18 protein-coding genes and 2 pseudogenes are annotated in these 22,241 nt (G+C 68.6%); 14 read left to right on the top strand and 6 right to left on the bottom strand.

Features of this window, described 5'->3' with window-relative positions:
* Window positions 1–113: 113 nt before the first annotated feature.
* Complete coding sequence (locus ABD329_RS01375; RefSeq protein ID WP_198274852.1) at window positions 114–2,324, bottom strand: MMPL family transporter; 2,211 nt, start codon at window positions 2,322–2,324, stop codon at window positions 114–116.
* Between the two features lie 254 nt (window positions 2,325–2,578).
* Between ABD329_RS01375 and ABD329_RS01370 the strand changes: the two genes are divergently transcribed.
* From ABD329_RS01370 to ABD329_RS01305, 14 genes and pseudogenes are all read left to right on the top strand, one after another.
* Entirely contained in the window at window positions 2,579–3,775 is a 1,197-nt protein-coding gene (locus ABD329_RS01370; protein ID WP_198274853.1) for a histidine kinase, read from the top strand.
* Between the two features lie 89 nt (window positions 3,776–3,864).
* Entirely contained in the window at window positions 3,865–4,545 is a 681-nt protein-coding gene (locus tag ABD329_RS01365; RefSeq protein WP_198274854.1) for a response regulator, read from the top strand.
* 775 nt (window positions 4,546–5,320) lie between these two features.
* Window positions 5,321–6,361: a LuxR C-terminal-related transcriptional regulator gene (locus tag ABD329_RS01360; protein ID WP_198274855.1), complete on the top strand. Its 1,041-nt coding sequence runs from the start codon at window positions 5,321–5,323 to the stop codon at window positions 6,359–6,361.
* A gap of 274 nt (window positions 6,362–6,635) precedes the next feature.
* Entirely contained in the window at window positions 6,636–8,054 is a 1,419-nt protein-coding gene (locus ABD329_RS01355) for a KamA family radical SAM protein (RefSeq protein ID WP_198274856.1), read from the top strand.
* Entirely contained in the window at window positions 8,051–8,905 is an 855-nt protein-coding gene (locus tag ABD329_RS01350; RefSeq protein WP_198274857.1) for an N-acyl homoserine lactonase family protein, read from the top strand. The genes ABD329_RS01355 and ABD329_RS01350 overlap by 4 nt, the downstream gene beginning before the upstream one ends.
* Window positions 8,902–10,764 (top strand): FAD/NAD(P)-binding protein, encoded by a 1,863-nt coding sequence (locus ABD329_RS01345; RefSeq protein WP_198274858.1) that lies wholly within the window; start codon window positions 8,902–8,904, stop codon window positions 10,762–10,764. The genes ABD329_RS01350 and ABD329_RS01345 overlap by 4 nt, the downstream gene beginning before the upstream one ends.
* Window positions 10,727–11,200 (top strand): cupin domain-containing protein, encoded by a 474-nt coding sequence (locus ABD329_RS01340; protein WP_198274859.1) that lies wholly within the window; start codon window positions 10,727–10,729, stop codon window positions 11,198–11,200. Before ABD329_RS01345 ends, ABD329_RS01340 begins: the two co-directional genes overlap by 38 nt.
* Before the next feature lie 71 nt (window positions 11,201–11,271).
* Window positions 11,272–12,465: an MFS transporter gene (locus ABD329_RS01335; protein WP_198274860.1), complete on the top strand. Its 1,194-nt coding sequence runs from the start codon at window positions 11,272–11,274 to the stop codon at window positions 12,463–12,465.
* A gap of 16 nt (window positions 12,466–12,481) precedes the next feature.
* Window positions 12,482–12,901, top strand: a complete 420-nt coding sequence (locus tag ABD329_RS01330; RefSeq protein ID WP_198274861.1) for a VOC family protein — start codon at window positions 12,482–12,484, stop codon at window positions 12,899–12,901.
* A gap of 952 nt (window positions 12,902–13,853) precedes the next feature.
* Window positions 13,854–14,306, top strand: coding sequence for a hypothetical protein (locus tag ABD329_RS01325; RefSeq protein WP_344315786.1), 453 nt, complete (start codon window positions 13,854–13,856; stop codon window positions 14,304–14,306).
* A 125-nt stretch (window positions 14,307–14,431) separates the two neighbouring features.
* The gene (locus ABD329_RS01320; protein WP_198274863.1) at window positions 14,432–15,577 is read left to right on the top strand and encodes a PLP-dependent cysteine synthase family protein; all 1,146 of its coding nucleotides are present in this window, start codon (window positions 14,432–14,434) and stop codon (window positions 15,575–15,577) included.
* On the top strand, window positions 15,577–16,902 hold the full coding sequence (locus ABD329_RS01315) for an MFS transporter (protein WP_198274864.1): 1,326 nt from the start codon (window positions 15,577–15,579) through the stop codon (window positions 16,900–16,902). The genes ABD329_RS01320 and ABD329_RS01315 overlap by 1 nt, the downstream gene beginning before the upstream one ends.
* Window positions 16,903–17,031: 129 nt before the next feature.
* A pseudogene (locus tag ABD329_RS01310) lies at window positions 17,032–17,508 on the top strand (NAD(P)-dependent oxidoreductase); the annotation flags it as partial.
* A pseudogene (locus ABD329_RS01305) lies at window positions 17,450–17,698 on the top strand (erythromycin esterase family protein); the annotation flags it as partial. The pseudogenes ABD329_RS01310 and ABD329_RS01305, both read left to right, overlap by 59 nt.
* Before the next feature lie 55 nt (window positions 17,699–17,753).
* Here the strand turns inward: ABD329_RS01305 and larC are convergent.
* The 5 genes from larC to ABD329_RS01280 all read right to left on the bottom strand — a co-directional run bounded on the left by larC (window position 17,754) and on the right by ABD329_RS01280 (window position 22,167).
* Entirely contained in the window at window positions 17,754–18,965 is a 1,212-nt protein-coding gene (larC, locus tag ABD329_RS01300; RefSeq protein WP_309142589.1) for a nickel pincer cofactor biosynthesis protein LarC, read from the bottom strand.
* Window positions 18,958–19,641, bottom strand: a complete 684-nt coding sequence (larB, locus tag ABD329_RS01295) for a nickel pincer cofactor biosynthesis protein LarB (RefSeq protein ID WP_198274866.1) — start codon at window positions 19,639–19,641, stop codon at window positions 18,958–18,960. Before larB ends, larC begins: the two co-directional genes overlap by 8 nt.
* The gene (gene larE / locus ABD329_RS01290) at window positions 19,638–20,462 is read right to left on the bottom strand and encodes an ATP-dependent sacrificial sulfur transferase LarE (protein WP_198274867.1); all 825 of its coding nucleotides are present in this window, start codon (window positions 20,460–20,462) and stop codon (window positions 19,638–19,640) included. The genes larB and larE overlap by 4 nt, the downstream gene beginning before the upstream one ends.
* A 2-nt stretch (window positions 20,463–20,464) precedes the next feature.
* On the bottom strand, window positions 20,465–20,659 hold the full coding sequence (locus ABD329_RS01285; protein WP_121825886.1) for a hypothetical protein: 195 nt from the start codon (window positions 20,657–20,659) through the stop codon (window positions 20,465–20,467).
* Window positions 20,660–20,742: 83 nt separating this feature from the next.
* Window positions 20,743–22,167 (bottom strand): lactate racemase domain-containing protein, encoded by a 1,425-nt coding sequence (locus tag ABD329_RS01280; RefSeq protein ID WP_198274868.1) that lies wholly within the window; start codon window positions 22,165–22,167, stop codon window positions 20,743–20,745.
* Window positions 22,168–22,241 lie beyond the last annotated feature (74 nt).

Raw genomic sequence — 22,241 nt, 5'->3', positions numbered from 1 at the left:
CGCGGCCGAAGCGGGCCAGTACCTCTCGACACCGTCAGCAGCCGATTGAGCCGACCCCAAAGGTCCGCGATCTGCTGCCGACTGGTGTGCGCCGCCGTCATCCGCGGATCGGGTCAGTGCCGGGGACTGAGTTCGGTCGCGGGTTCTGGCCGCGCGCCGACCGCTGGGGACTTGGCCAACCGTTCGCCTTCTATGTCGACGTTGGGCAGGACACGGTCGATCCAGGCGGGCAGGAACCACGCCCGGCGGCCGAGGAGAGCCAGGACCGCCGGCACGATGGTCATGCGGACGATGAAGGCGTCGACGGCGACAGCGACCGAGAGACCGAGTCCGAGGGCCGCGATGACGGAGTCGGTGGAGCTCATGAAGCCCGCGAACACGCAGATCATGATGAGGGCCGCGGCTGTGACGACCTTGGCGCTGTGCTCGAAGCCCGTGACGACGGCCTGACGCGGATCGGCGCCGTGGACGTATGCCTCGCGGATGCGGGTGACCAGGAAGACCTGGTAGTCCATGGCCAGGCCGAAGACGATGCCGACGGTGAGGATAGGCATCAGGCTCATGATCGGCCCGGGCTGTTCGACGCCGAACAGGTCCTTCAGCCACCCCCACTGGAAGACGGCGACCACGGCGCCGAGCGAGGCCAGGACGGACAGCAGGAAGCCCAGTGCCGCCTTCAACGGCACGAGCAGGGAGCGGAAGACGAGGATCAGGACCAGGAAGGCCAGTCCGACGACGACCAGGAGGTAGGGCACCAGGGCGGCGCTGAACTTGTCGGAGACGTCGATGTTCAGCGCGGCGGTGCCGGTGACCATGGACTGGGAGCCGATGGAGCGCTCCGTCGTCGCCGCCAGGGAGCGGACGGTGGCGACAAGGTCCTTGGTCGCGCCGTCGGACGGCGCGCTGTCGGGGATGACGGTGATGATGGCCGTGTCACCGGAGGTGTTGAACACGGCGGGGGTCGCCACGGCCACGTCGTCCAGTTCGCGGATCTTCGAGCCCATGGTGGCGGCGGCTTTCTTGGCGGTGGCCGCGGCGCGATCGGTGACGACCACGGTCAGAGGGCCGTTGAACCCCTTGCCGAAGGACTGCGCGAGCATGTCGTACGCCTTGCGCTGGGTGGTGGACGGCGGCTTGGAGCCGTCGTCGGGCAGTCCGAGCTCCAGCCCGCCGGCCGGGAGCGCGAGCACGATCAGTGCTGCCACGCACGAGAGGAGAACCCGCACCGGTCGGCGCGTCACGGCCGTGACCCACCGCCGGCCGAACGGTGCCTTGCTCGCACGGTTGCCGCGGCTGTCCGCGCGGTCGCGGGAACGTCCGCGGACGCGTTCGGGGGCGAAGGCGAGCAGGGCCGGGATCAGCGTGACGGCGACCAGGACGGCGACGGCGACGGCTCCGGCGGCGGTGATGCCCATGGCGGTCAGCACCGGGAGGTCGACCACGGCCAGGCCGACGAGAGCGATCATGACGGTGAGGCCGGCGAAGACGACGGCCGACCCCGCGGTGCCGTTCGCCCGGCCCGCTGCCTCGCGGGCATCGTGGCCCGCGGCACGTTCGGAGCGGTAGCGGGAGACGATGAACAGCGCGTAGTCGATCCCGACCGCGATGCCCAGCATCGAGGCGAGTGCCGACGTGCTGCTGTTCAGATCGAAGACCGGGCTCAGCACTGTGATCGCGGAGAGGCTGATGCCCACTCCGACCACGGCCGTCAGCAGCGGAAGACCCGCGGCGATCAATGAGCCGAGGGTGATGAGGAGGATGACCGCCGCCAGGGCGAAGCCGATGGCTTCGGCCGAGCTGCCCTCCTCTTCCGTGGCGACCGCGTTGCCGGCTGCTTCGACCGTCAGGCCGGTCTTCCTGCCCTCGCTCAGAGCGTCGTCGAGCCGCTCGTGGTCACGATCGGTGAGCTCCCCGGGCGTGATCCGGTACGTGACCGTGGTGTAGGCGGTCGCACCGTCCTTACTGACGGTTCCGCTCTTGAAGGGGTCACTGACGGTACTGACCCGGGAAGCGGGGGCCGCCAGGTGCTTCAGGATCGCGGCCACCGAGCCATGGTTGCCCTTGCTCGTGATCTTTTCCCCGTGCGGGGCCCGCAGCACCACGCGGGCGGTGGCGCCGCTCGCGTTGGCCTCGGGGAATTTGTCACCCAGCAGGTCGTTCGCGCGTTGTGACTCGGTGCCGGGCAGGGTGATGGCGGACGACGAACCGCTGGTGGTCTGCGCGGCGGCGCCGCCCACCGCGGCAACGACGATGCCCCAGAAGAGAAGCACCAGCCAGCGCCGCTTGAAGGCGGCCCGACCGATCCAGTGCAAGAAGGTGGCCATGAGGGTGCGGAAAACTTTCTACTCATGCGATGTTGGGACGGGAAGTTGGGACAGGGAAGTGCTGCACACGCCGCTTCCTTGGACGGCGCACTGGTCACAGGCCGACCCTTGATGGATGTCGCCGACCGCCCGCGATCACCATCGTCGGCCCGGCGCCCGGGGCGGCACGTCAGCCCTACGTACCGGGTGGGCGCGCGGCTGTCGGTCGTTCGGCCGACAGCCGCGCGCCCACCCGCCCTCCTACGCTGAGCATCGTGGCCCGACATCTTCCGCGTACTCCGCACGTCAAACGGCTGATCACCGTCAGCGGCCTGTTCGCGTTCGCTCTTACCTGGCTGGCGGACATCGTCGTGGTCAGGAGCGCTTCCATGACGTCCGGAACCGCCTGGCTGCCCGTCGTGGCTACCGGCCCCCTGATCGCCCTGGCTGTCGCCGAGACCCCCTGGTCGCCGTCGCTGGGCAAGTGCGTCGCCGCCGCGGTCTCACCATCCCTGGCGCTGACCGCTTGGAGCCTGATCGCGCAGAGCTCCATGGCGTGGTGGGGAGCACTGGAGACATTGGGTCTGCTGTGCATGGCCCTGCGCGCCTCAGCCCAACCCGGCCGACCGGCCGCCGCGGTGGCGGAAACCGTGCTGATCAGCGTGACCGTACTTCTGCTGCCCCTGCGGGCCGGGTCGTGGCAGGCGTTCACCGGCGGCGGCTATGTGCTGACCGTCGCCCTCGCCATCTTCATCACGCTCGGCTATACCATCCGAGCCCTGGAAGCGCGGAGAGAGCGCACAGCCCGCGAGGTCCGCTACGGGGAGCGCCTCGCCCTGGCCCGCGATCTGCACGACCTCATCGCCCATCACATGACCGGCATCATCGTGCAGGCCAACGCCGCCTTGTCCATCCAGGCCGCCGCGCCAGACAAGATCGAGCCCATCCTGCGCAGCATCGCCCAGACCGGTGCCGAGACCCTGGAATCCACCCGCCGTCTGGTCCGCGTCCTGCGCGAGGAAAGCAACACGCCTTTGCGGCCCGGCGACTTGCTCACCGATCTCGGTGGACTCGTGTCCGCCCACTGCGCCGCCGCGTCGCCCGGCTCCGGGCCCGCCGAAGCCGAGACGGCACGCCTCGAAGCGACAGCGGCAGCGCGGGTGGCCCGACTGCGGCCCGAAGTGGAGACCTCCGCCCACCGCGTGGTCCAGGAAGCCCTGACCAACGTACGCCGCCACGCATCGGACGCGCATACCATCGTCCGCCTGGATGCCGACACCGAGCGACTGCGCGTGACCGTCACCAACACTCCACCGCACCGCAGGGCGCTCACGCCGACCGGGGGCCGGGGCGGCTTCGGCCTGCTCGGGCTCCAAGAGCGCATCGAGGCCCTCGACGGCACCCTGCGCGCCGGGCCGCTGCCCGACGGCGGCTGGGAAGTCTCCGCCGCCCTCCCGCTCGCACCGTCATGACCCGGGCCGAGCCCTGCCGGTACCGGGCCCTGACGAAGCGACCTGGGCCATCTCAACACGGCCCAGCCCCGTGATGATAGGAACGGTCAGTGCACGAACCCCGGATTGACGTCGTCATCGCCGACGACCAGGAACTGGTGCGGACGGGATTCAGCCTGATCCTTGGCGTGCAGCCAGGAATCACGGTGGTCGGTGAGGCGGCAGACGGTGTGGAGTGCGTGGAACTCGCGCGTCGTCTGCGTCCCCGGGTCGTGCTGGTCGACATTCGTATGCCGCGGCTGGACGGGCTGGAGGTGGTGCGACAGCTGGCCGGTCCCGGCGTGGCCGATCCGATGAACGTCGTCGTGATCACCACATTCGACCAGGACGACTATGTGCGAACCGCACTGCGCAACGGCGCATGCGGTTTCCTGCTGAAGGACGCCTCTCCCGCCCTTCTGGTGGAGGCGGTCCAGGCGGCAGCGCGGGGAGACGCCCTCGTCTCCCCCGCGGTCACCGTGCGGCTCCTGCGGAGGCTGGAAGCGACGGAACACGGGATGACGCAGGCGCCCGCGGCGTCCGATGGCGTCGGCCTCAGCGAACGGGAGCGGGACATCGTCCGGCTGGTGGCCGTGGGGCGCACGAACCAGGAGATCGGCGATGAGTTGTTCCTGTCGCTGTCGACGGTGAAGACGTACCTGGGACGCATCCAGGCCAAGCTCAACGCCCGCAACCGGGTCGAGATAGCGGCCTGGGCCTGGGAACATGGAGCGGTCCGCAGGAGCCGATGAGACAGCCGGCGGCCATTTCCGCCGGTCAGGGCCTGTTTCTGCGGGTAGCGAGCTGATGCGCCGTCATGTGGCGCCACCGCACCCCCGACCACATCCTGGGTAACCCGAGCTGCGAAGAACCTGTTATTCGGCAAGCGCAGCGCCTACCCACGAGGTCACCGTGATCCACCTGGCCTCGAAAGGTGCCTACGGTGTTCCGCGCGTGCACGCGGGCACGGCCGGCCCCGGACCCGATCGGCCGTGACTTCACCGCCACCCGGCCCGGCACCCGGCTCGTCGGAGACATCACGTACCTGCCCGCCCAGGAGGGCCGGCTGTACCTCAGCCGAATTCCGAGCCGGGACACGGTCGTTGAGCTCCGGCAGAGCACCGGCCGAACCGGGTCTTGTTATGAACGCGGCGGCCGAGAGCTTCTGGGCCGTACTCAACGAGGAGATCGCACCCCGGTCTGGCCCGACCGGGCCGGATCACGGCAACCGACCTGCTCCATATCGACACCGTCTTCTTACGGCGCTGGTTGCGCATCGCATCGGCCGATCCGCAATACCGCCCGATCCTGGAGGGATTCGCCGAGTCGGTCTCGTCGGCCGATTTCCAGGCGGGCGAGCTCGTCCGTTTTGTAGGTGACGGTTTCGCGCTCTTGCGCCGTTAGTGGCTGTTGGTGATCTTGTTGGTAATTAAGGCGGTCTTCAATTCCCGAAAGGGGAACATAGCCATGTCCACGTGCCCCACAAACCTGGAAGCCGACAAAACCACCAATGCTGACAGTCGTCTGATGGTCACCCTGTATGCCCTAGCGGCAGCCCGGGAAAGCGTCTCCCGCAACGAACTCTTGCAACTTGCGGACGCCGCGCCCGATGAGGCCGGACAGGCGATCGACAGGCTGCTCCAGCTCAAGGTGCTCACCGGCAAGCCCGGAGACCCCGTTCGCCTCGTACCCGTGGCGCCGGCCACCGCCTTCACCCAACTTCTTTTGCCGGCGATCCGGGAACTGCGCGAACGGCAGACGACGATCAACGAAGTGAGCGCGCAACTGGTGGATCTGCTGCCCGTCTACGAGAAAAGCGTCATGAAAGACGTAAGGGAACACTCATTGCACCGTCTCGACAATGTGGATGCCGTCCGCCTTACCGTGTCCGAACTCTCGGCCCGCGCCACCAGGGAGATCCTCATCTCTCAACCTGGCGGTCCTCGCCCCGAACCCGTCCTCAAGGAGGCAACGGACCGTGCCGTAGGCGTGCTTGACCGCGGTGTACGCACGCGCACGCTCCATCAGTACACGGCGCAGTTTCATCAGCCCACTGTCGACCACGTCTCGCTGCTTGTCGAGCACGGCGCCGAAGTCCGCGTTGTTACACAAGTGTTCATGCAGCTCATCGTCTTCGACCGCGAAGTCGCCCTCGTCGAGCTGATTGGAAACCCCAAAGGCGCCTTGCTCATACGTGACCTGAGCGTCATCCACTTCCTGATCGGCGCCTTCGAGCGGGCTTGGGACGAAGCCCTGCCATTCCCGCTCACCTATGAGCGGGAACAGATGCTGTTCAGCTCGGAGGAGATGAAGACGGCGATCGTGGAACTACTCGTCGAGGGCTACGACGACAAGGTCGTCGCCAAGCGTCTCGGTATCTCCCTACGCACCTTCCAGCGCCACCTGGCCGCAGTTCTGCTCCGTATCGGAGCCCACAACCGGCTCCACGCCGGCTACCTGCTACGCGATCTCGGCATCCGCCACGAGAAGCGCGCCCAACATGCGCCTGGCCACCGAGGCGCGGGCCAGGGCCACTCCCCCTGCGGCACGGCCCGAACGACACCGTGATCCGCATCGGCCTCACTTACCGCTGAACCAGCGATCACATTCGACAACGAGCACAACAAGGCCGGGCCACGCGCCGGCCTTGTTGTATGTACGTTGACGGCGGTGGACCGATTGGTGCTGAATTACGCCTTTTGCCCTATGGCGGGCTTACGTCAGTCGCACACACGATCACCTGCGACCGCGACAGATGTCTCATTGTTCAAACAGGATCGTGGCGCGCCGGACGGTACGCCTGGTGACCAACTTCGCTCATACGTGAGACCTGAGGGATGTCGTGCATAAAACCGCAATACCAATCGTCGGCATGGCATGTGCGACAGCACCGCTCGGTTTCGAACAGGGAAAGGGACTCGAATTGAGTGTCGACAAGTTCACGCCCTACAACGGAAAAACAATTCAACGCGCCCCGCAATGGGGGCGGGTGCCTGGGGAACTCCGCGAGGCCGTCACTGTGGTCTCCCAGGTTCTCCCGTTCCGCACCAATCAGTACGTGCTCGACGAACTCATCAACTGGGACAACATCCCGGACGACCCGATCTTCCGGCTGAACTTCCCCCACCGGGCCATGCTGGACGACACCGACTACGCCACCCTGCGGGATGTCATCGCCGCTGGCGACAAGAGGCAGATCGCGCTTCACGCGGGGAAGCTCCGCAAGCGGATGAACCCCCACCCGGCCGGCCAGCAAACCCACAACGTACCCGAGTTGGACGGCAAGGAAATGTCAGGGATGCAGCACAAATACTCCCAGACAATACTGTTATTCCCTAAACACGGGCAAACCTGCCACGCCTACTGCACGTTCTGCTTCCGCTGGCCGCAGTTCGTCGGCGACGGCGAACTCGCCTTCGCCGCCGAGGATGCCCAGGGGCTGAGCGCCTACCTCGCTCGCCACCGAGAGGTCACCGACGTCCTGATCACCGGCGGCGACCCGCTGATCATGCGCACAAACACTCTCGCCCGCTATATCGAACCACTCCTGGCACCGGAGTTCGAACACGTCCAGAACATCCGGATCGGCACCAAATCGGTCGCCTACTGGCCCCAAAGGTTCGTCACCGACCGGGATGCCGACGAACTCATCCGGCTGTTCGAGCGGGTCGTCAATGCTGGTAAGCACCTGGCGATCATGGGCCACTACAACCACCCCGCCGAGCTGCGCCCTGACATCGCACAGACCGCCCTGAAGCGGATCATCGCCGCAGGTGCGAACGCGCGCCTCCAGTCGCCGATACTGAGGCACATCAACGACAACGCCGAGGCGTGGCGGGAGTTGTGGACGACGGGGGTGCGGCTGGGCGCCATCCCGTACTACATGTTCGTCGAACGCGATACCGGCGCCCGCTCCTACTTCGAGATTCCCCTGGTGAGGGCGTACGAGATCTTCCGCGACGCATACCAGCGGGTCTCCGGCCTCGCCCGCACCGTGCGCGGCCCGTCGATGAGCGCGTTTCCGGGCAAGGTTCTCATCGACGGCACCCCCACCATCCGCGGCGAGAAGGTCTTCGCCCTTCAGTTCCTTCAGGGACGTCATGCGGACTGGGCGCGTCGGCCGTTCTACGCCGGATACGATCCGGACGCGACCTGGTTCGACCAGCTCACCCCGGCGTTCGGGGCGGAGAAGTTCTTCTTCGAGGACGAACTGCCGCTCCCGTCGCCCACGGCTCGCGAACTGGCGGTGGTGGGCGCATGAACCGGCCGCCGACCCACGAACTTCTCGCGCTCAGGTTCGGGACTCAGACGGGGCGACTCGCGCGGGAGAACTTCCTGTTCGCCGACGACCCCTGCGCCACCGACACTCCGGCCGGCTTCGACTTCTACATCTGGGTCATCCGAGGTCAGGATCAGGTGATCGTCGTCGATACCGGGTTTACCGCGCACACGGGTGCGCGGCGCGGCCGCGAGCAACTTCACCACCCCGTCGAGGCCCTGGCCGGTCTCGGCATGGATCCCACCGACGTGTCGCATCTGCTGATCACGCACATGCACTGGGACCATGCCGGTCACCTCGCCGGCTTCCCCTCGGCTCGCGTTCATCTCCAAGAGCCGGAACTCGCGTTCTGCACCAGCCGCGCCATGCGCCGACCCGCACCCCGCCGCCCCTTCGAGGCGGAGGATGTGAACGCGGCGATTCGGCTGCTGTTCGACGAACGCCTCACCCTGCACCGGGGCACGGCCACGATCGTGCCCGGCGTCGAGGTGCACCCGGCCCCTGGACATACCCCCGGCCTTCAAGTAGTACGCGTTCACACAAAGCGCGGCTGGGTCGTGTTGGCGAGCGATTCGTCGCATCTGTGGGCGAACATCCGTCGCCGGGCCCCGTTCCCGATCCTCGACCACCTCGCCTCCATGGTCGAGGCGTACGAGACCGTCGAAGATCTGGCGGACGGCGCCGACCACATCATCCCCGGTCATGATCCTCAGGTCGCCGCCCGCTTCCCCCAGGTAGAGGACGACCCCCGCTGGGTGCGGTTGCACGAGGAACCCATAGCCCCGTACACCGACCCGGCGGCGCTGGAACTGCGCGAGCGGGTGATCTCGTGAGGGCTGTTCAGGTCACGATCATCGGGCTGGGGCCGCGCGGCCTCGGCATCCTCCAGCACATCGCCCAGCGAGCCCACCAGCTCCCCGAGGGCGTTGAGCTGGACGTCCACCTTGTCGACCCCGGCGACGCCGGGCAAGGGGCACACTCCAACCGGCAGCCCGACCATCTGCTCACCAACACGCTCGCCAGCCAGCTCACCATGTTCCCCGGCGGTGGCGGCCCGTCGTTCACCGATTGGGCCCAGCAGGTTGGCTACCGCCGCTTCGCAGGTGGCTACTACCGCACGGGCGAGGCAGGCGGGGAGCCGATCGGGCCACACGACTACCTGCCGCGCAACTTGCTCGGCGAGTATCTCTCCTTCGCGTCCGACCACACCCTCAACTCGCTGCCCATGGGCGTGCGAGTGGTGCACCACCGGGCTCGCGCCATCGACGTGGAGGAACTCTCCCCGTCCGGCAGGTACGTGGTGCGGACCGAGAACGGCTACGAGATTCCCTCCGATTTCCTGTTCCTCGCCACCGGGCACTCCCGGCGCACCCCCACCGACGAGGACATCCGGTTCGAGGATTTCGTCAGCGCACACCAGGGCCGCAATGACCGCCTCGCCTACCTGGCGGACTGCTACCCGGTCGACAAGCTCGGGCGCATCGCTCCCGGGGCCACGGTGGCCGTTCAGGGTCTCGGGCTGACCGCCCACGACGTCATCGCTCACCTCACCATCGGCAGGGGCGGACGTTTCGAGGGCGACGGCCACGACATGCGCTACATACCGTGCGGGCGCGAGCCGACCATCCTGTTGTTCTCCCGTCAGTGCCTGCCCGCCGCCGCACGCGGTATCAACCAGAAGGGCCTCGCCGGCGCCTACCAGCCACACTTCTTCACCCCCGCGGCCATACGCGGATTGCGTGAGCACGCGAGGCGGAAGCGCGGCAGCGCGCAGATCGACTTCGAGGCGGAAGCCGTGCCGCTCCTGCGTCGGGAACTGGGCTACGTTTACCGCTCCACACTGGAGCAACGTCACATCCGGCCCGACCGGTACGAATTCAGCGCGGCCGATCAGGCCGCCGTCGACGCCATCGTCGACCCGCTGGCCGGCAAGAGCTTCAGGGATCTGGACGCCTTCCGCGCCTTCTTCACGGCGTTCGTCACCGAGGACCTGAAGCACGCCGAGGAAGGCAACCGGACGAGCCCCGTCAAAGCTGCCACCGACGCCATCCGGGACATCCGCGCCAGCCTGCGCGAGGTCGTCGAATTCTCCGGTCTGACACCGGATTCGCATCGGGTGTTCAACACCCGATGGGTGCCGCTCATGAACAAGATCTCGTTCGGGCCACCCCGCCGCCGTAACTACGAACTTCTCGCCCTGATGAACGCTGGTGTGGTCGATCTGGCCGGAGGGCCGGGCTGCCGTATCATCCCTGACCCCGAGACGGCCCGGTTCGCCGTTGAAACCCATTTCACCAACGGCCCCACCGTCCGATGGGCCGACGCCTTAGTGGCGGCGCGCCTGGACCTGTTCCACCCCGAGACGGACAGTTCCCCGCTGACCGCCCGTCTGCTGGCACGCGGTTTCATCCGTCCGTACAGCAACGGCTCCTACGAGCCGGGCGGTGTGGACATTACGCCCAGCGGCCGCGTCATCGCCAAGGCCGGGACGCCGCTCACCGGTGTATGGGCTGTCGGATACCCCGTCGAAGGGCCGCGGTACTACACGTACTACCTGCCCAGGGACGGGCAGAAGTCGCGATTCACGGACGAGGCGAACGCCGCCGTGTGCGACATGTGGCAGCAACTCACGATCCTCGAGGAGGATGATTCCCGTGCCGATCGGCAGCGGCGGTCAGTTTCCATACCCTGACTTCAAAAAGCGCTACGACACCCTGCTGCCCGAGCCGGTGGTGTGGCGGTGGGCGGACACCTCCGGCCGGCTCAGCGACACAGAGCACCCCGAACGCGGCACGCTCGCCCTGTCCCTGCCGAACGGCAGCGCCGAAATCATCCGTGATGTCGCCGTCGCGTACCAGGTCATCCCCGCTGGGAAGAACACCACCCCGCACGCGCATACCTGGTATCACCTGTTCGTCGTGCAAGCCGGCACCGGCACTGTCACCTTCCACGACACCAGCGAGACAACCGATCTGAGCCTCGGGGACCTTCTGCTCGTCCCGGCCTGGTCGCTGCACCACTTCAACAACCCCACGAGCCAGAACCTCGTCCTGCTGAACCTGATGAACATCCCGCTGTTGGCCGAGCTGGGGAACCTGGCCTCCAGGCAATCGGAGCCCGGCGCGTGACCGCGCAAGAGGTCGGCGAGGCGGCGCCCGCCGAGCGAGCCGCCCACTCGGCGGGCTCGTACAAGTGGGTCGTGCTCGCCATCGCCGTCACCGCGCTGACCTCCGGCTCGATCGTCTACTCCGGCGTCAGTGTCCTGCTGCCGTTCTGGAAGAACACCTACCACCTGTCAGCGGCCACCGCCGCTCTCGCAGCCACCGCGATCCAGGCCGGGCCGATCGCCTCGATGCTGATCATCGGGCGGGCCATCGACCGCTACGGAGAGCGCTGGGTCGTCTCTCTCACAATGATCGCCATGGGCGTCACGGCGTTCATCGCCGCGGCCGCCGGTCGCAATTACCCCGTGCTGCTGCTGTTCATCCTGGTGATGGGCGCCTTCTACGGATCCATTCTGCCTGGCGGGCAGCGAGCCATCACCCGATGGTTCGAACCGGGCCTACGAGGTATGGCCACCGGTATACGCCAAGCCGGTCTGCCGATCGGCGCCTCCATCGCCGGGGCGATCCTGCCCGCCGTCGCCCTGCATCACAGCTGGACCGCAGCCATGATCGTCCAGGGAGCGGCCGGCATCCTCGGGGGTGTGGTCTTCGCCAGCTTCTACCGCCAGACGGGTGACGCCACGACGAGTGCGCGAAAGACGCCGGTGAACCTGCGCCGCTTGATCCTCGGCCTCGTGCGCGACAGGGCGGTCCGCTCGCTGCTCATCGCCGGACTCGCCTTGGCCGCGTTCCAGTACGTGTTCTCCGTGCAGATCTTGATCTTCCTCAACGATCACCTACGCATCCCGATCGTCACGGCCGGCTTCATGTACTCGGTGGCCCAGGCTGCCGGGATCGCCGGCCGGATCGGTCTCGCCTGGATCAGTGACCGTTTCTGGCCCGGCATGCGGATGCGCTCGCTGAAGTGGCTTCTCGCCTTCTCCACGATCCCGATCACCGCACTCAGCGCGTTGACCCCCGGCTCGCCTCGCGTGCTTGCTTACACGCTCTGCACGCTGCTGGGCCTGCTCAGCGTCGGCTGGTACCCGCTCTACCTCGTACAGATCACCGACATCGCCCCCCAGCATGCGGTCGCCTCCACCATCAGCTTCGCGATCACCCTGAATCAGATCATCGCCGCCACCATGCCTCCGTTGTTCGGCGCGCTCGTCGGCGCCACCGGCTACACGGTCGGCTGGCTCTTCCTGGTGGTCATTCTGATCCTGACGGCCACTCAACTGCACCGCACTCAGGCCGCCCCGAACCCCATCGCATCGCAGACCTCCTGAAGGGACCCACACGCTCATGCTCAAGCGCATCGACCATATCGGTGTCGTGGTCCACGACCTGCCTCGCGCGAAGGAATTCCTTGAAAGCCTCGGTCTCGACCTCGAGTTCGAACGCGAGCTGCCCGACCGCGAGGTAAAAGCCGCGTTCTACCGGGTGGGTGACGGGGCTCGTATCGAGCTCATCGAACCCACCACCAGCGAGGCCCGTCGACGCCGCCTCGGCGACCGCGTCGGCGACAAGGCTCGCATCGAGCACATCGCAGTCGAGGTCGACGACAGCATCACCAAGATCATGCAGATGCTTCGCGGCCTCGGCGTCGAATTCGTCGCTCCTCAGCCCGTGGCCATCGACGGCAACCTCAATGCTTTTTCCCGGCCCGACACCTCGGAGGGAATTCAGTTTCAGCTCGTCGAGCGCGACGCCGCAACGGCCTGACTCGCCTGCCGCAAGACGGTTTCCCTGTGGTCACGAGGGCCGTCGACGGAGGCGTGAGGCGGATCACGTCTGGCGGAGGCCAGATGGTCGCGGCTCGTGCGAATGGGTGCCGAGGGCGGGGCGACCTGTCGTTTCACGAGACCCGAAGCATCAGCCTGATCCCTCGCGTGAAATGTGTGTACAGCTGTTAACGCGGTGTTTCCGAGGGAAGTTCGCGCCGAGCCGCCGGGCAATGGTTACGATCACGGCATGGTTACGGCTTGGTTGCGCTCCGCCATGCTGCGGCCCCGCTCCGCGGGGCCGTTGCGTCTGCTGTGGCTGGCCGTGCTGGTGCTCGGCGTCCTGGTCACGCACGGCGCGAGCGCTGAGAGCGCCCAGGGGCACGCAAGGGTCGGTGTGATCGCGCCCGCTCACGCGTCCGCCGTGATGCAGGAAGGTCACACGAGCGGTGCCGGAGGAGGCGGCGCTGTCGCGAGCGCGTCGCCTGACGCTGCGTCAGCCGACTGTCGGCACGAGCACGAGGGTGACGGCCCGCCCCACCCGGCTGAAGGCTGCGTCTCCGGCCAGCCCCAGCAGGACCTGTGTCTGGCCGCTCCAAGTCTGTCCACCCGGGGCCGTGTGCCAACGACGCACCCGTCCGCATGGGGGAAGCCCGACCCCTTCCGGTCGAAGCCGACCGTTCCTTCGTTGACGGGTTCGAGAGCCTCCGTGGTGCAGCAGGTCTAGATTCCGGCGTCCCCGACTGGCCGCCGCTCTTGTGAGAGATGACAGCCCGCCCTGCGGGGTGGGTCGGCCACGTGGGGTCAGTTCCCGGCTCCCTGGACGCCCGTAGCCACGCTTCCTCGTGTTGGTCGGGCCGCTCCTCGGTGCCTGTCTGCTCGGATGCCTGCTGATCCCGATCCGCCGCTCCCGCCCCGCGCCGTGGGAGCGGCGGCCGCTCCCCGGAGGAACCGTGCCGTTACGCCCCCTTCCCCACGCTCACATCAGCCGCCCGGCTACCAGGGCTCGGCTGCTGCGGCTGCTGGTCTTCGTCCTCGGAGTCCTGCTGCTGGGGGCGCTCGGCTGTTCTGCCCCGCACGCTGACGACAGCCACACCCAGGGCCGGCCCTCGGCCTCGGCCGATCTCCTCCCGCTCGCGTCGGCGGACACCGAGCGTGCGATGCCCCACGGACCGCATCCACACTCCGGTGCGCATTGCGCGCCGTACGTGGTCAGCCAAGCCCCTCCGCAGGCCCGGCAGTTGTTCACGGACACCGCGGCCCCGGCCGTCTTCGCCGGAGCGGCGGCGGGAGTGACCGCCGCCGTGACCGGTCGGCAGTGGGTCGCTCGGCACGGAGGAAGCAGACCCCGGATACGGCGTTCAGGACGCGCCACTCTCACCGTCGTCTGCCGGTGGCGGATCTAGACGGGTTCGCGGCCATCGACACGGGCCGCGCGTGCTGCCACCAGGTCATCGGGGCGGATGCCTCTTCCTGGACCGGACGGCGCGCCCGACGAAACCCCCCGTCACCCCACCGATGAGAGCGGAAGATGAACCCGCAGACCACAACCGAGATCACACTTCCCGCCCGCTCGGCCCTGTCCGGGCTCGTGGGCGACACCCCGGTTCTCCGGATCTCCGATCCCCTCACCCCCGCTGACCGGGGGTTCTGGGCGAAGCTGGAGGGTTTCAACCCCGGCGGTATCAAGGACCGGCCCGGCCTGTACATGGTCGAGCGGGCCCGCGCCCGTGGTGATCTGCGCCCCGGCGCCAGGATCATCGAATCCACCAGCGGCACCCTCGGCCTGGGCCTGGCTCTGGCCGGCATGGTCTACGGCCACCCCGTCACCCTGGTCACCGACCCAGGGTTGGAGCGGTCCATGATCCAGCTGCTGACCACCTACGGAGCCAAGGTCGACGTCGTCCCCGTACCCCACCCCACCGGCGGCTGGCAGCAGGCACGGCGCGAGCGAGTGGCTCAGCTCATGACGCAGCACCCCGGCTCGTGGTGCCCCGACCAGTACAACAATCCCGACAACACCACCGCCTACACCCCACTCGCGCTGGAGCTGGCCTCCGAACTGGGCCACATCGACGTGCTGGTGTGCAGCGTGGGTACCGGCGGCCACTCCGCCGGCGTCTCCCGGGTGTTGCGGGCCCTGTACCCGGAGCTGAAGCTCGTCGGCGTCGACACCATCGGGTCGACCATCTTCGGGCAGCCGGCCCGCACCCGGCTGATGCGCGGCCTGGGTTCAAGCATCTACCCCCGCAACGTCGCCTACGACAATTTCAGCGAGGTCCACTGGGTGACACCGGCCGATGCGGTGTGGACCTGCCGCCGGCTCGCCGCCTCCCACTACGCCACCGGCGGCTGGAGCGTCGGCGCGGTCGCCATGGTGGCGGGCTGGCTGGCCCGTACCCTGCCCGCGGACACGAAGATCGCGGCCATCTTCCCCGACGGCCCGCAACGCTATCTCGGCACGGTCTACGACGACGACTACTGCGCCGCCCACGGTCTGCTCGACTCCCCGCCGCCCGTCGAACCGGAGGCGATCGGCCGCCTGGACGAGAAGGAAGTCAGCCGCTGGACCCGGTGCACCACCGTGGTCGACCCGCTCACCCTGTCCGACCCGGCGCGGGAGCACGGCGCCGTGGAGCTCCCTGAGTTCGGCACCCAGGAGGAGGGAGACCGGTGATGGACCGGCAGTCACGTTCCGGGGGAACCTGGGCGCAGATGCGCTCCTACCCGCGCAGCGTCCAGTTGTTGATGGTGAACCAGTTCTCCATCAACCTCGGCTTCTACATGCTGATGCCGTACTTGGCCGCGCACCTGTCCGGCACGGTCGGGCTGGCCGGCTGGGCCGTCGGGCTCGTGCTCGGCATACGCAACTTCAGCCAGCAGGGGATGTTCCTGGTCGGCGGAACCCTGGCCGACCGGCTCGGCTACAAGCCGCTGATCATCGCCGGGCTGATGCTCCGCATCGTCGGCTTCGCGACCCTCGGACTGGTGGACGCGCTGCCCGCACTGCTCGCCGCATCCGCGGCGACCGGGCTGGCGGGCGCCCTGTTCAACCCGGCGGTGAGGGCCTATCTGGCGGCGGACGCCGGGGAGCGCAGGGTCGAAGCGTTCGGGCTGTTCAACATCTTCTACCAGGCCGGCATCTTGCTCGGCCCACTCGTCGGCATGGTGCTCACCGGTGTCGACTTCCGCGTCGCCTGCCTGGTGTCGGCCGGGATCTTCGCGCTGCTGAGCGTCGTGCAGATCCGCAGTCTGCCCGCCCGCCGGGCAAATGACGCACCGACCACCAAGGGAAGCGGCCAACGGGACGGCGTGCTGTCCCAGTGGCGCACCATCGTGGCCAACCGGCCGTTCCTGCTGTTCTCGGTCGCCATGATCGGCTTCTATGTCATGCAGTTTCAGGTCTATCTCGCCCTTCCGCTGGAAGTGCGGCGTCTGGGTGGCGACGGAACGTCCGGGACAGCGGCGGTGGCGATGCTCTTCGCTGTCTCGGGCTTGAGCACGATCCTTTTCCAGACCAAGGTGACCGCGTGGTGCAAGGCCCGCATGGAGCCGGGCCGGGCCCTTGCCTGGGGCCTGCTCACCATGGGCGTGGCGTTCGTGCCCCTGCTGGTACCGACGGCCGTGCCCGCGCCGGAGGGCGGAGTGGGGCTGTGGCTGCTCGCGGCCGTGCCGCCCGCGCTCTCAGCTCTGCTCCTGGCGGTGGGGACGATGATCGCCTATCCGTTCGAGATGGACACCATCGTCCGGCTCTCCGGTGACCGCCTGGTCGCCACCCACTACGGGCTCTACAACACCATCTGCGGCGTCGGCATCACGCTCGGAAATCTGCTGACCGGAGCCTCTCTGGACGCCGCCCGCGCGGCCGGCGTCTCCGCGCTCCCGTGGATCGCGTTCTGCGCACTCGGCCTGGCCTGTGCCGCCGCCCTGTACGGACTGCACCGCACCGGCCGCCTCGCGCCGCCGGTACGCGAGACACGGCCTGAGTCGGTGTCTGCCTGACCCATGGTCCTGCGGCAGGGGGGACGAGCTTTCCTTCGTCCTCCCTGCCGGCCATGCGCCGGAACTGCCACCGTATGCGGCCGCCGGGGCGGCCGCTCCTCAACGAACCAGTAGGGATGGAAATCCACCGTGAGCTCGCAACCTGTCGTACTCCTGGCTGAAAGGCTGTCGCCCGCCTCTATCGGCGCCCTGGGTTCGGACTTCGAGATCCGGCTCTGCGATGGCGCCGATCGAGCCGAACTCCTCCCCGCGATCGCGGATGTCGACGCGATCCTGGTGCGAAGCGCGACCAAGGTCGACGCGGAAGCCATCGCCGCCGCCAAGAGGCTGAAGGTCGTCGCCTACGACCCGTACGTGCAGCCTGCGCGCGCCGCGCAGCTGGGCGTCAAGCTCCTCTCGCTCGATGAGCTGCTGGAGGTCTCGGACTTCATCACGGTCCACCTCCCCAAGACCCCGGAGACCGTCGGCCTGATCGGCGACGAGGCGCTGCGCAAGCTCAAGCCCGAGGTGCGGATCGTCAACGCCGCGCGCGGCGGGATCGTCGACGAGCAGGCACTCCCATCTCCAGCGGGAGGAGAGCGCGATGCAGATGTGGCAGGGGACGGTGAAGTGGTGGAGCGCCGGCGCTCTGGTGAGTGCCCGGCTCGGCGAGGGGTACGCCTTCGTGACCACGGCCCCCGGCGCGGTCCGCCACCAGGGAGTGGACACTCCGCCACCGGACACCGTCGAAGGACTCCTGTACGCGCTCCCGGAGGACCGCTGCGTCATCGACGCTGAGTCCAAGCGATCGGCGATCGCCCCCCTGGCGGGCGTCCTGGGCTCGGCTCGGGCGCACCGCTCCCGGACCGGGTTCAGCCGTCCCGGCGCCGGAACTCGGCCATCAGCTGATCCACCACCACACGCACCGGCAGCTCCAGGGCCCGGGCGGCGGATTCCACGTCGGAGTGCTCCGGTTTGACCGTACGGCTCCCGTCTCCGGCCTCGGACACCTTGACGCCGATGTGCTGCCGGCGCCCCTCGGGTCCGATGGCCACGGTCACCGACCGGCGGGGCAGGGTGGTCCGCTGCCAGGACGACCAGCGCACGCCCACCGTGGTGGTGTGGTGGAACACCGTGTCCACGATCGCCTCCCGCAGGCCTTCGTCGCACAGGGCGGTGAGGACCTGTCCGGGCCGGCCGTGCCGGGCGGTGATGGAGCTCGTCCAGCAGTCCCAGGCGCCGGCGGCCCGGACGGCGGTGAGCACCGACGGCCACAGCTGCGGGTCCAGGTCGTCGATCGTGGCCTCGACCACGAGCACATCGCCGGACGGCCTGCGTACGGTCTCCTGGACGGTGCCCACGACGACCCGGGTGATGTTGGGGCGGTCGGCGGGGTCCCGGGAACCGCCGCCGATGCCGACGCCGCGCACCGTCATGGCGGGGAACGCCCCGGGCCGGGCGAGCGCGGCGACCAGGGCCGCCCCGGTGGGGGTCGTGCGTTCCCCTTCCAGGTCTCCCCGGGTCAGCGACAGGCCCGCTCGCGCGGCGATGCCCAGCACCGCCGGGGTGGGCACCGGCAGGCGGCCGTGTTCGGCGCGCACGGTGCCGCTTCCGGTCGCCAGTGGCGAGGTCGTCACCACGGGATCTCCGCTGAGCAGCCCGAGGTCGTCCAGCGCCGCCGCGCAGCCCACGACGTCGGCCAGTGCGTCGAGCGCCCCCACCTCGTGGAAGTGCACCGCCGTGGGGTCGATTCCGTGCACGCCGCCTTCGGCGTGGGCGAGTACCTCGAACACCCGCCTGGCGTAGCTCCTGGCGTCCGCGTCCAGCTCCGCCGACTCGACCAGCGCGAGGACGTCGTCCAGGTGCCGGTGTGCCGGAGGACCCGCGGGGACGCCGACCTGGGCGCGCAGACAGCGGAATCCGCCGCGTCGGCCGGGTTCGACGCGTACGGCGACGCCGAGGCCGAGCGACGCCACCGCGGCGGCGACCCGCTCCTGGTCCGCGCCCACGTCGAGGAGAGCGGCCATCAGCATGTCGCCGGCCAGCCCGGACGTGGCGTCGATCCAGCAGGCCCGCTCAGCCACGGCATGCCCATTGGAGGATCTTCGCGACATGTACGGCGGCGCCGAAGCCATTGTCGATGTTGACCACGGCCAGCCCGGGGCTACAGGACGACAGCATGGTCATGGCGGCGGCGACGCCCCCGGTGGCCACTCCGTAACCGACGCTGGTCGGCACGCCGACGACCGGGGCCGCGACGAGACCGGCGACCACGCTGGGCAGGGCTCCGTCCATTCCGGCCACGACGACGAGACAGTCCGCCGCGCGCACCTCGTCCAACTTCGCCAGCAGCCTGTGCAGCCCGGCCACTCCGACGTCCGCCATCACCTCGGCGCCCACTCCCAGTGCCGTCAGCGTGGCAAGGCATTCATGGGCCACCGGCAGGTCGGTCGTGCCCGCGGTCAGCACCAGGGCGTGTCCCACCGGTGGTGGCGGCTCTCCTACGGTGACCGTCGCGGCCGTACGGTCGACGCTCACCATCTCGCCCGGAAACGCCTCGGCCGCGGCGTCGAGAACCGCCTCGGGGCAGCGGGTCGCCAGAGCCGGGCCGGTGCGGTCGTGCGCCCGCAGCTCGGCAAGGAGCCGCAACGTCTGCTCGGGCGACTTGTCCGCGCCGAAGACCACCTCCGGTACTCCCGTTCGCGTCCTGCGGTCCACATCGAGCCGGGCGTAGCCACCGACACCGACCGGCCCGCTCACCGGCTTCGCTCCACCGGGGTGATCGGCAGGTTCAACGAGCCGGAGCGGAAGGGCTGTTCATCGATTTCCACCTGGTCGTACCCGGCTGCCCGCACGGCCGCCACCACCGCGGCGCGCTCCCCGGGGTCGCCCACCCGGACGAGCTCTTCGGCGGCCAGCTGGACCCTGCCGAGCCGGCCGTGGTGCCGCACCCGCAGAACCTCGTAGCCGAGTCGCTTCAGCGCCAGCTCCGCCCGGTCGACCCGCTCGAGCGTGGCAGCGCTGACGGGTGTGCCGTACGGGAGGCGGGAGGCCAGACACGGGGAGGCCGGCTTCTCGGCGGAGGGCACGGCCAGGGCGCGGGCCAGCGCCCGGACGGCTTCCTTGCCGAGACCGGCCTCCAGCAGGGGGTGCCGGACACCGTGTTCGGCCGCGGCGCGCAGTCCCGGGCGCCAGTCGCCGGTGTCGTCGGCGTTCGCGCCGGACAGCACCGCCGCGTAGCCGCGCCGCGCGGCGAGTTCGTCCAGCCGGTCGTAGAGCTCGGACTTGCAGTGGTAGCAGCGGAAACGGTCGTTGCGGCGGTAACCCTCCCGGGCCAGCTCCGCGGTGTCGACGACTTCATGGGCGATTCCGACCGAGGCGGCCACGGCGCGCGCTCCCTCGAGCTCACCGGTGGCGAGCGCGGACGACACGGCCGTCACGGCCAGCGCCCGTGGCCCCAGCGCTCGCGCCGCCACCGCCGCGACCAGCGACGAGTCGACGCCGCCCGAGAAGGCGACGACGGCGCTGCCGACGGCGCCGATGCGCGCGGTCAGGGCCTCCAGCGGAGTGGTGGTGTGCACGGTCAGCCCTCCTTGGGTTTCTTCGCCTTCGCGGCGGCGATCAACTCGTCCGGTGGCCAGCCGTCGTCGAGCGCCTGACACACCCGCAGAAACGCCCCCGGATCGCGGCCATGGCGGCGGGCGGCCAGGGTGATCGGCTCCCGCGGGGCTCCACCGCAGTAGACACAGCCCACGCCTATCGCGGACAGCAACCGCATCGCGGAGCCCTCGGGATGCCGCCTGATCAGTTCCGTGATGGTGGTCGAGCCCCGGACCGGTGGCCGGGGTGGCCCGGCCGGATTCACCGCGGCGCCTCTTGCGGGAAACGCAGGGGCTGGGCGTCCAGCCGGACCAGCTCGCGGGGCAACTGGTACCGGGCGAAGGGCAGGATCGCCACCTTGGCGTCGGGGCCGTGGCGCTCCATCGCCGCGGCGAATGCCGCGTCCAGCGAGGTGGTGGCGTCGATGCCGATGTCCTCCGCCATGGCGAGGTTCTCCTCGAGGGTGACCAGGGTCAGGTGCTTGCGCACCATGACCTCGTAGATCGGGGCCCAGATGCAGCCCGCCCACATCTGGATCTCACGGGCGTGGATGTCCCTCAGCAGCCGGTGGTAACCGGCCTCGGAGGGTGGCATGTAGGGCTTCATCAGGTCCATCAGGGCCAGGCCGGGGAAGAAGCCCGTCTCGGTCCGGACACCGGGCGAGGGACTGGTGTAGATGACGGTGCCGCCGTCGCGCACCACGTGGTCGGCGGACATGCAGCCCCAGCCGGTGTGGAAGAACAGATGGTCGGTGGGCGCGAACACCCCGCAGATGACGATGTCGGCCGGACCGCTTTCGGCAACCGGGCTGTCGAAGGCGTAGATCTCGTTGAACCGCTCGATGGTCCTGCGGTGCGACACCGGATGTGCCCCGAAGTTCATCTCGATCACCTTGCCGCGGGTGTCCAGCAGAACGTCCAGGGTCGCGGTGAGACCGGCCATCGTGGCGATCTCGTCGATGTCCGAGCGCATCGGCCCGGCCAGTGCCCCGTAGTGCGTCTGGGGCGACATCACGAAGTTGCCGTGGTTGGCCTCGATGGTGATGTCGGCGCACACCCCCGGCATGACCAGCTTGCCGCCTCCGCCGTAACCCCAGTGATTGGCTTGTGCCTGTCCGATGGCGATCACCACGTCGTGGCTGGTCACGGACTCGTGCACCCAGGCGGGCGTGCCGCGCGAGGTGATGCCGAGGTGGGTGTAGACGTCGTAGTTGAGGGGGTCGTTCTGGAGCAGTGGGATGCCCAGCCGGGCCATGCGCGCGAGGTTGTCCCGGCCGACCTTCTGCTCGATGTCGCGCTGCGACATCGACATGACCTTGCCGTTGCCGGTGATGACGGTGGCCTTGGTCGTACCGGCCCGTTCGATCTCGTCGAGTACGGCCGGAAGGATCTTCGAGGCGGGGGTGGGCCGGAACTGGTTGTCGATGATGACCGTGATGCTCCGGCCGCCCTCGAGCAACCGCGCCAGACTCGGTCCGGCCACCGGGTTGGCCAGTGCGCGCCGCGCCTCGTCGGTGGTGTTCTTCACCGCGGGGGGTTCGTCGGGGTAGATCGCGGCGAGCAGGTTCCGCTCGGGGATGTCGAGTTCGAGCTCCTCGCGGCGGACGTTGCTCTCGTCGTCCATGACACCGATGGTCAGCGGGTCCAGCGACTCGTAGGGAATTCGTGCGTGGAAAGTTCCGGTCATCGTGGACCTCTTCGCAAGCGGCGCGCAGCCATACTCAACGGACCGTATGTTTAGGATGGTCGATCAATATATTG

Origin of the sequence: Streptomyces javensis (assembly GCF_039525925.1) — a bacterium.
GTDB lineage: Bacteria > Actinomycetota > Actinomycetes > Streptomycetales > Streptomycetaceae > Streptomyces > Streptomyces asiaticus.
This window is presented reverse-complemented; position numbering and strand designations above follow the sequence as displayed.